Source organism: Oricola sp. (assembly GCF_022763245.1).
Lineage (GTDB): Bacteria > Pseudomonadota > Alphaproteobacteria > Rhizobiales > Rhizobiaceae > Oricola.
In genome coordinates this window covers 82,153-92,343 of the sequence record NZ_JALEGV010000040.1, presented here as the reverse complement: position 1 = coordinate 92,343, position 10,191 = coordinate 82,153, and the positions used below count along the sequence as shown (strand labels likewise).

Sequence of the window (10,191 nt, the reverse complement as noted above, 5' to 3'; positions counted from 1 at the left end):
GATCATGCGTTTCGGGCGTCTTCGTAATCGTAATCCTCGATCCGGGTCATCTCGCGGCGGAACGGAACCGCGTCGGGCTCGATATCGACATCGAGAGTGCGGGCAAGTTTGTGTCCGGAATAAACCGCGGCAGCGATCGTTCCGGGAGCATAGGCATCGCCGATCAGATCGACCGACCGGATGCCCGCATCCGCCCATTCGCTGCGGCGCTGCTTGAGATCGAGGAACAGCCCGTCGGCCGGAAGGCGCGCCGTCACCGGGACGATGCAATCGATGGGAATCTGCCGGGTGGCGCCCGTGAAGACGCATTCCAGCACCGCCTGGCCCGCGTCGACGGACGCAAGCGCGGCATTGAGGTTCACGCTGTCGCAACACTCAAGCACGGCCTTGTGAATGCGGTGCTGGTCAAGCGCTGCAACCGACCACGAAGACACGATGCCCGCCGGCGTCACATAAGTGACCTTCGCGCCTTCGGCGGCCAGCAACTCGGCCATCAGGCTCCCGAGATAGTAGTGGTCATCGTCATAGATCAGATAGTGTTCGCCAAGACGCTTGCCGTCCATGATGTCGTCCGGCGTCAGGCACGCTGTGTCGGCCAGCCCGGGAACCGGATGCTGATGATGGCGCGCCACGCCGTCGCGCCGCCACTTCGAGCCGGTCGCGACAACGACCCGGTTGAAGCCGAACTCCAGGACGGCATCGGCATCGAGTTCGCTCTCCAGATAGAGGTCGACATTCGGTCGGGGTGCGAGGAGCGCCTGTCGGTGGTCGCGCACGCGACCCCAGGTCGCAAGGCCCGGCAGTCGCGCCTCCCGCGTGACCCGGCCGCCGATCTCGCTCTCGCGCTCGGCGATGGTCACCGCATAGCCGCGCTGGCTGAGATGATTGGCGCATTCGAGCCCTGCCGGCCCGCTGCCGATGACGAGCACCGTGTCCTGTGAGCCCGCAGGCGCGGCCTGTTCGGGATGCCAGTTCCTGCGCCATTCCTCGCCCTGGGTCGGGTTCTGGGTGCAGCGGATGGGAACCGCGAGTTCGTCATGCGCGACGCAGATGTTGCAGCCGATACACTCGCGGATCTCGTCGATCCGGCCCTCCTCGATCTTCTTCGGCAGGAACGGATCGGCGATGGAGGGCCGCGCCGCGCCGATGAAATCGAGGATGCCGCGCCGGATCTGCGACACCATCGTGTCCGGAGAGGTGAAGCGGCCGACGCCTACGACGGGCTTGCTGGTCAGCGTCTTGATGCGATTGACGAACGGCTCCTCGACCGCCTCGGGCGCAAAGCGCGAGGTCTGGGAGTCGTTCGACCAGTCCGACAGCGTGACGTCCCAGAGGTCGGGTAGTTCGGCCAGCATGCCGATCGCATCCTCGGCCTCGTTGCGTTCCAGCCCCTTGTCGCCGACGAGTTCGTCGAGGCTGATGCGCACGGCGAGCGCGGCACGCCCGGCGACGACGTCATGGGTGTCCTCGATCACCTCCCGCAGCAGCCGGACACGGTTTTCGAGCGAACCGCCATAGTCGTCGGTCCGATGGTTCCAGCGCTTCGACAGGAAGTGGAAGAGCAGGGAGAGATTGTGGGCCGAGTAGACGTAGATGACGTCGAACCCGGCGCGCACGGCCCGTTCGGCGGCGTTGCGATGCCACCGTCGAAAGTTGGCGATGTCGTCCTTGTCCATCGCCCGGCACTGCACCGGATCCCGGTTCGATGTCTGGACGGGAAGATGGCTCGGCGAAAGCGGGATTTCCCGGGTGAACAGGCTCGCCATGGCATAGGAATTGTAGGTCAGCTCGACACCGGCCAGCGATCCGTGTCGCTGGACCTTCTGCGCCATCAGTTCCAGCGCGGGCAGGTCCCGGTCGTCCCACAGGCGCATCTCCACCAGGGGCGAACTGTCGGCGGAGGGGTGGATCTCGCATTGCTCGGTATTGACCACGGCCCAGCCGCCCTCCGCCTTGATGCCGCGCATGGTCGCCATGGCCGAGGCGTGCAGATAGCCGAGCCCGTTGCAATGCGGCACCTGGTAGAAGCGGTTTCGGGCGGTGCGCGGTCCGATCTTCACGGGTTCGAACAAAATGTCGTAGCGCGGGTCACGGGACATCGAACGGGGGCCTTTCGCGGTGGTCCGCGGAAGGGCGACTTCCACGGAGAGCGGCGGCCCGCGGCGGGGCCGCCCTGAAGTGCTTCGCCATCTCGGCGAACAGCGTTCGAACGGTCGCTGTCAGCGCGGCCAGGACGTCCAGTCCGCGCGGTGGGCGTCGACCCATTCGGCGGCGACGGCCTCGATGTCCTCGCCGCCATTCTCGATGCGATCGGTCGCGACCGCGACGTCGCTGGTCGACATCTGGAAGAGGTGCAGGTAGCGCGACACTTCAGGCGCCTTGTCCGCCAGCTTCGCGCTGCCGAGCTTCCAGACGAAGCCGGGCGTGTAGCCGCAATCATAGGTGGCGTCGGGATTGGGGCCGAAGGCGGGGTCGTCGTAACACGCGTCCGGGCCGTCGGGCAGCGTCACGAATTCCCCGTCGACCTTCTCGAAGAACCAGTGGGGAACGAAGCCCCAGCCCATGACGGGCTCCTTCTTTTCCACGGCCGCTTGAAGGGTCGCGATCAGCGTGACCGGCGAGCCGGAATTGACGGCCTCGATCGGAAGCCCGAGCGCGTCCATGCGGGTTTGCGCGTCGGTTTCCCAGTCCGCCGGAGCGTCGATGAAACGGCCTTTCGGTTCGGTCTCGACCGTCGACAGGGCCTTCGCGCAGGCTTCTTCCTTCAACGCTTCCCAGTCCGGAAGGCCGGGGCAGGATTCCTTCAGATAGGACGGATACCACCAGCCCTCGACCACCTTCACCCCGGTCGAGCCGTAATTGACGACATTGCCCGAGCCGACGGCGTCGGTCAGGTTCGCCCAGCCGGTCGTGTCCCAGATGGATGTGCTCACGTCCACGTCCCCGGTTTCGAGGGCCGGGATCTGCGCGGCGTAGTCGATACGCACATACTCCACATTGTAGCCGATCCGTTCGAGGATCGTGCCGAAGGAATACGCCATGATGTCGGCGTCCGAACTGTCGATCAGGATCACCTTGATCGGCTCGCTCGTTTCGACTGCGAGGGCGGGCGTGGCGGCGGCAAGGGCGGCAACGGCCGTCGCTGCCAGCATGGATTGGATGCGCTGTTTCAAATCTTCAATCTCCGGTTGGCGAAATCGGTTTCCAACAAGGCTGATGGGATCCCGTCACCCCTCGATGCCCGCAATTTTCTTTGGAGTGCAGCGCAACAATGGATTGAGAAAAATCAAAACAAGGCGAATTTCACTTTGGGGATCGCCGAACTGATTTCACGCCAGGGCGGACGACGCTTCCGTTTGGGCACGCTGAGCCGCGGCCGCTGCCTCGCGTATGAGCGAGACGAACTTGTCCAGCGCCAGCGATTCCTGCCCGCTCGATTTGGTGATCAAGGCATGTTCGGAGACGTAGCCGCTGTCCCCGGTGTCGATCGCGAAGAGCTGCCCGGTATCGACCCAGGGCTGCGCATAGTGGGTCGGTAGGTAACCGATATAGCTGCCTGACAGCAGCAGGACGAGCATCCCCTCCATGTTGTTCACGGTCGCTTCTTCACGAACGGCGCCCAGCTTCGCGCGGTCGAATTCGCTGTTGTACTGGCGCAGGACGACGCGGAATGCCGACATGTCCGTCTTCGCCAGAACCTTGCGTGAGGCCCGGAAGAGCGGATGCCCCGTCCCGCAATAGAGCTGCGTCGGCTCGCTGAGCAGGGGCGTGAATTTGAGCCCGGAAATGCTGCGGACAAAGGGGCCGATGGCGGCGTCGATGCGGCCTTCGACGACGTGATGTTCCAGTTCCTGCCGTGGCGCTACCGTCAGTTCCAGGGCGACATCGTGATCGATGGTGTTGAACTCGCGCAGCGCCGCGCTCAAGGGAAACGCCGGATGGTCGACGAGCGCGTCCACCATGCCGATCGACAGTCGGCCGGCCAGCTTGCTCTTCACGCTCGCCAGCATCCCGGCGAAATCGTCCAGCGACTTCAAGATGCCCTTGGTTTCCTCGAAGACCAGCCGCCCCCGATCGGTGAGCTTGAAGCCGCTGCGGCCTCGCTCGCAGAGCCGGATCCCCAGCCTGCTCTCGAGGTTCGAGATGTGCATGGAGATCGTCGAGGTCGAGACGTTGAGATAGGTCTCCGCCGCGGCGAAGCCCTTGGCTTCGGCAACGGCCACGAAGACCCGCAGCAGACGGAGGTCGATGTCGGAAACCCTGCGCATACTTCGATTATCCCGGATTTGAGAGGGCGTTGGTTCGGAAAGTTTAGAAGTGAAGTCGCTTCCTTTGCAATATGTCGCTCTCCCGGTCGCTCCTAGCGTTTGCCCCGAGGCCGGCGCTGCCTGCCGGCCAGAGCAATCATATTCCGGAGAAGTTAGCCCAATGGCACTGGAGCAGGACCGAGAGATTTTCAGCGTCGCGGAGCACACCGAGCACGTGACCTTCCAGCCGACGACCCGGCGCGCCGCATCGGGCTTCGAACTGCCGATGATCGTGCATGACCGGTTGCCCTTCACGCCCGAGGAATATGTCCGCCGCTACGACATCGTGCAGGCGGCGATGGCCGAGATGGATCTCGATGCGCTGCTCATCCGCGGCCCGGAAAACATCACCTATTTCACCGGTTACGAAACGCCGGGCTACTACAAGTATCATTGCATCATCGTGCCGAAGGATGGAGAACCGGTCTTCCTCGTCCGCGACTTCGAGTGGATCAATACGCCGGAATTCGCCTGGAGCACGCGCATCGCCAAGGTGTTCGATTGGGACCACCCGCCAAGCGTGACGGTCAATGTCCTGCAGCAGCTTGGCCTGGCGGGGGCCTGCCGCATCGGCGTCGAAAAACAGACGTTCTTCTACACGGTCGACGAACACGAGACGCTGTTGCGCAACCTGCCCGAAAACACCTTCGTCGATGCGACGCAGATCATGTGGAATGCGCGCATGATCAAGTCGGACGAGGAAATCGCTGTCATGCGCAAATCCGCGCACCTGGTCGACCTCGCCATGCAGGCCGGCTGGGACGCGACGCGGCCGGGTGCGAGCGGCGACGAGATCAACGCGGTCGTCAACAAGACGCTGTTTGAAAACGGCGGCGAATATATGGGGCTGCCGCCCTTCGTGCTTGCCGGCGAGCGCTCATGCCTGCCGCACCAGACGGGCGGGAGCAATCGGCTGGCCGACAACGATCTGATGTATTTCGAGATCTCGGCGTCGCAGCATCGCTACACCGCCGCGCTGATGCGCACGATCTTCGTCGGCACTCCGAAGGACGAATGGGTGCGGGCGGCGGAAGCCTGCATCGGTGCGGTGGAAGCGGCACTGGAGACCATCAAGCCGGGCGTGACCCCGCATGAAGCCGACACGGCCGCGCGCGCGGTGACACAAAAGGCCGGGTTCGGCGAATACCACCGCAACCGCCTGGGCTACTCCATCGGCGTCAGCTATCCGCCGGATTGGGGCGAGGGTGAAATCATCTCGCTTCGCCAGGATGAACTCCGCCCGCTTCAAAAGGGCATGACGTTTCACATGCCGCCGCTGTGCCTGAAATATCGGGAATATGGAATCGGCTTCTCGGAATCGATCGTCGTCACGGAGAATGGCTGCGAGAGGCTCTCCAATCTGAGCCGGCAAGTCATCGTCAAATAGGCTGGCGGCTGCGATGGAAAACGGAACGCTCATTTCCGGAGAGCGTCTGCTTTCCGACCTCAAGGTGCTCGCCGGATTCGGCGCATTACCGGCCGGACAGGGTATCGATCGTCCCGCCTTCTCGCCGGCCTATCGACAGGCACTGGCGTGGTTGCGCGCGCGCATGGCAGATGCCGGCATGACCGTGCGCATGGACGCGGCCGGCAATCTGATCGGCCGGCTGGGACCCGAACACGGGTCCGCGATCGTCTGCGGATCGCATGTGGACACGGTTCCGGGCGGCGGCGCGCTCGACGGGGCGCTCGGCGTCATGGCGGGGATCGAGATCGCCCGCCAGATTCATGCGCGTAGCCCCGATCTGAAAACGGCTTTCGAAATCGTCGCGTTCGCCGACGAGGAAGGGGCGTTCATCAGCCTGCTCGGGTCGCGGGCGATGACCGGTCAATTGGAGGCCGACGAAGTCGCCGACTCCACCGGACGAGACGGGGAAACGCTGTCGGCGGCGATGCGCGATTTCGGCCTGGCGCCGGAAGACATTCGTGACGCATCGCGGCCGAGCCAAGACATCGCGGCCTTTCTGGAACTGCACATCGAACAAGGGCCGGTCCTCGAGGCGGAGGGGCTGGAGATCGGCGTGGTCGACAGTATCGTCGGCCTGCTCAGCGGCACACTCCTCTTCCATGGGCAGGCCAATCATGCCGGCACCACGCCGCTGGCATTGCGCCGGGACGCCATGCGTGCCGCCGCCGAGACGGTCACCAAAGGCTTTGCAGCGGTCGAGACCGAATTCGGGGAGGATGTGCGCCTGACCTTCGGCGCATTCAAGCTTTCGCCCGACGCTTCCAACGTGGTGCCGGGCAGGGCGGTCCTCACCTTCGAAATTCGGGCGGGCACGGATGTCATCATCGACAGCGTCCTCGCCCGACTGATGGCGATCGCCCAGGATTGTGCACGACGCGCGCGCGTCCATGTCGAAAGAAGCATCGCGGGGCGTGATGCCGCGGCCGCGATGTCGCCCGACCTGACAGCTCGAATTCTCACCGCAGCCGGCCGGCTTGGCTACCGCGCGCGCAGGATGCCGTCGGGCGCCGGGCATGACGCCCAGGCCTTGGCGTCCTTCTGCCCGACGGCCATGGTCTTTGTGCCGAGTATCGGCGGCATCAGCCACAACCCTGCCGAAGACACTGCGGATCAGGATCTCGTTCGGGGCGCGACGCTGCTGTGCCGGGTCGTCATGGATCTGCTGGAACTTGGCTGATCACGTCCGGTGGTCCGCTCGGATTGCCCGTTTTCTGGGCGTGAAACTCCGGAAACTGCCCGAATTTTGGCACTCAAACTTCGGTCGCTGCAAAACCAAACCGGTTCAAGATCGGTATTCGCACGACAACTGACGTGAGGGAGATTGCCATTTCGAAGCGGCAGGAGCCATGCCGCGCGATCCGCGAGGGCTTTGAAGTCATGCCAGACAAGGATGCCGAGACGATACTGGAGTGCGACGCCGTCTGGAAGATTTTCGGTGACGGTGCCGCCTCCGCTTTGCGGAATCTCGGTCCCGATCCCAGCGACGATGATTTGAAAAACCGCAAACTGATTGCCGGCGTCAGGCATGCCAGCCTGAAAGTGAAGAAGGGCGAGATCTTCATCATCATGGGCCTGTCCGGCTCCGGAAAATCGACCCTCCTGCGGTGCATGACCGGGCTGCATGACCTCACTGGCGGACGCGTTCTGATCGACGGCGTCAATATCGCCGATCTCAGCGACAGGGACCTCGTCGAGCTCCGGCGCCGCAAGATCAGCATGGTGTTTCAGGACTTCGCCCTGCTGCCGCATCTCACCGTGCTCGGCAATGTCGCGTTTCCGCTGCGCGTTCAGGGCGCCGATCGTCGCACGCGGGAAGAAGCCGCCCGGAAGATGATCGCGCTGGTCGGTCTCGAGGGCCGGGAGACCTACTACCCGGACGAACTGTCCGGCGGGCAGCAGCAGCGCGTCGGCATCGCCCGCAGCCTCACGACACAGCCGGAAGTGTGGTTTCTGGACGAGCCCTTCTCGGCGCTCGATCCGCTGATCCGGCAGGACATGCAGTCGGAATTCCTGCGCCTGCAAGGCCTCCTGAAGAAGACGATTGTCTTCGTCACCCATGATTTCGACGAGGCCGTCCGTCTCGCCGACCGCATGGCTGTGATGAAGGACGGGCGGGTCGTGCAGATCGGCAAGCCGGAAGAGCTGATCCTCGATCCGGCCGACGACTACGTCACCAAATTCACGCGGGACATCCCGAAGGAAAAGGTCCTGCGCGTGCGCTCGATCATGACCGCGGGCGGAACGCCGACCAACGACATGGCCGTCCCGGCGGAAGCGCGGCTTGTCGAGGTGGCGGCGGATGTCATCGCGGGCGAGGGGCATCATCCGGTTCTCGACGCAAGCGGCGCATTGCTCGGCACGCTCCATCGCCGCGACTTGGCGGCCTACCTGATATGACGGCCCTCGCGCGCTATACCGTGGCCGTGCCGGGGGTGCCGTCCTTGCGCCTGCACCACCTGGCGCTGATCCTTGCGCTTGCCGCTTCATGGGCGCTCGCCTTTCTGGACCGTGGCAACCCGCTTGTCGTCGTTCCGCAGGGTTGGATCTTCGATCTCGCGACGCCGCTGACCGACGCCATGAAATACCTCGCCCGTGAATTCCAGATCGGACCGGTGCGGTTCTCCTCCATCACGCGTTCCGTCGGCTGGTTGATTTCCCAGCCGTTCGAACTGCTCGCGGGCCTCCTGGCCGACGGTTTCACCTTCTACAGGCAGGACGCGCCGCCCTTCCACATTCCGGCCCTGCCGTGGATCGGCACGACCGGTGTCTTCTGCCTCGTTGCCTGGTGGTATGCGTCCAGTCGTCTCGCGCTTTGGACCGGCCTCTGTTTCGCGGCCTTCGCGGTGTTCGGACTGTGGGAGTCGGCCATGCTGACGCTCGCATCGGTCATCATCGCGGTCATTCTCGGCGGCTTCGGCGGGGTTGTGCTCGGCATATGGGGATATCGAAAGCCCTGGCTGAACGCCGCCCTGCAGCCGCTCTACGACACCATGCAGACCCTGCCGCTGTTTTCCTATCTGGTGCCGATGATCCTGTTCTTCGGTTTCGGCCCGGTCGCCGCCCTCATGGCGACGATCGTTTTCGCGCTTCCGCCGATGGCGCGCGTGACGACCGAAGCGCTGCACGCCTTGCCGCGCAGCGTCAGCGAGTTCGGCGAGATCGCGGGCTGCAGCCCGTTCCAGTTGACCTGGCTCGTGCGCGTGCCGGCCGCCCGGAACAAGCTCCTCCTGGGCGTCAACCAGGTCATCATGCTGTCGCTGGCCGTCGTCATCGTCGCCTCGCTGATCGGCGCTGGCGGGCTTGGCGGCGATGTCCTGAAGGCGCTGAAATCGATGCGCATGGGCGACGCCATGGCGTCCGGCCTCGCAATCACGCTGATCGCGATCACGCTCGACAGGTTGTCCTACGCCATCGCCACCAAACGCCCCGCCCACACCGCCACCGACCAGCCGTGGATTGCGCGCCATGCGCTGCCGCTCGGATGCGCCGCGATCCTGGCGGTGGCCATCCTGATCTCCGTCTTCGTTCCCGCAATGCATCAGTGGCCGGATGAGTTGGTGATCTCCCTTGGGCGCTTCGGCAACGGCGCGGTCCAATGGATCGGCGCGACCTTCGACACGCAGATCGACGCAGTGCGCGACACGGCGATCGTTTACCTGCTCAAGCCGGTCAAGATCTTCTTCCTGACCGTGCCATGGGCTTCCTTCGTCATCGTGATCGGCGCGCTCGGCTGGATCCTCGGCGGCTGGCGCCTCGCAATGCTCGGCATCGCCATCTTCGTCGCGATCGCGCTTCTCGGCTATTGGAAGAAGGCGATGATGTCGCTCTATCTCGTGTCGATGTCGGTCGTCGTCGCGATGATCATCGGCACGCTATTGGGGCTGTGGGCCCGTCTCAGCGACAGGGCGGAACGTGTCCTGATCGCGTTCGTCGACGTGCTGCAGACGTTGCCGACATTCGTCTATCTCATCCCGGTCGTGATGCTCTTCAGCATTGGCGATTTCCCGGCCTTTGTCGCGATCATCCTCTACGGGATCGCGCCGGCCATCCGGTACACGAGTGCCGGGATCCGGGGCGTGCGCCTCAATCTGGTCGAAGGCGCGATCATGTCCGGATGCAGTCGGCTGCAACTGCTGACCCAGGTCAAGCTGCCGCTGGCCCTGCCGACGATCCTCCTGGGGTTGAACCAGGTCGTCATGATGTCTTTCGGGATGCTGGTGATCACGGCGCTCGTCGGCACGCGCGGTCTGGAGGAAACCACTCTGGTGGCGATTGCGCGCGTCGCGGCGGGAGACGGCCTGCTGGCGGGGCTCGGCATCGCCGGCATGGCCATCGTCTTCGATCGTTACCTCAAGGCGTTGAACCGCAAGATCGCCTTCCATCTCGGCGTCCCGATCCCGCGTTGACCCGCACGAG

7 protein-coding genes are annotated in these 10,191 nt (G+C 64.2%); 4 read left to right on the top strand and 3 right to left on the bottom strand.

Translation table 11 applies throughout. The features are described 5' to 3' along the window. Positions 1-2 precede the first annotated feature (2 nt). The 3 genes from MRY80_RS17930 to MRY80_RS17920 form a co-directional block, all read right to left on the bottom strand. Positions 3-2,099, bottom strand: a complete 2,097-nt coding sequence (locus tag MRY80_RS17930; RefSeq protein ID WP_293292435.1) for an FAD-dependent oxidoreductase — start codon at positions 2,097-2,099, stop codon at positions 3-5. A 120-nt stretch (positions 2,100-2,219) separates the two neighbouring features. Next, positions 2,220-3,173 carry an ABC transporter substrate-binding protein gene (locus tag MRY80_RS17925; RefSeq protein WP_293292434.1) on the bottom strand — a complete coding sequence of 318 codons (954 nt, stop codon included), beginning with the start codon at positions 3,171-3,173 and terminating at the stop codon, positions 2,220-2,222. Between the two features lie 156 nt (positions 3,174-3,329). Next, a complete protein-coding gene (locus MRY80_RS17920) occupies positions 3,330-4,268 on the bottom strand; it encodes a LysR family transcriptional regulator (protein ID WP_293292433.1) in 939 nt (312 codons plus the stop codon). Between the two features lie 160 nt (positions 4,269-4,428). Between MRY80_RS17920 and MRY80_RS17915 the strand changes: the two genes are divergently transcribed. The 4 genes from MRY80_RS17915 to MRY80_RS17900 all read left to right on the top strand — a co-directional run bounded on the left by MRY80_RS17915 (position 4,429) and on the right by MRY80_RS17900 (position 10,181). Then, positions 4,429-5,694 (top strand): Xaa-Pro peptidase family protein, encoded by a 1,266-nt coding sequence (locus MRY80_RS17915; RefSeq protein WP_293292431.1) that lies wholly within the window; start codon positions 4,429-4,431, stop codon positions 5,692-5,694. Positions 5,695-5,707: 13 nt separating this feature from the next. Further along, the gene (locus tag MRY80_RS17910; RefSeq protein WP_293292430.1) at positions 5,708-6,952 is read left to right on the top strand and encodes a Zn-dependent hydrolase; all 1,245 of its coding nucleotides are present in this window, start codon (positions 5,708-5,710) and stop codon (positions 6,950-6,952) included. A 200-nt stretch (positions 6,953-7,152) separates the two neighbouring features. Further along, on the top strand, positions 7,153-8,172 hold the full coding sequence (locus MRY80_RS17905) for a betaine/proline/choline family ABC transporter ATP-binding protein (protein ID WP_293292428.1): 1,020 nt from the start codon (positions 7,153-7,155) through the stop codon (positions 8,170-8,172). Further along, positions 8,169-10,181 carry an ABC transporter permease subunit gene (locus MRY80_RS17900; protein ID WP_293292427.1) on the top strand — a complete coding sequence of 671 codons (2,013 nt, stop codon included), beginning with the start codon at positions 8,169-8,171 and terminating at the stop codon, positions 10,179-10,181. The genes MRY80_RS17905 and MRY80_RS17900 overlap by 4 nt, the downstream gene beginning before the upstream one ends. Positions 10,182-10,191: the final 10 nt, after the last annotated feature.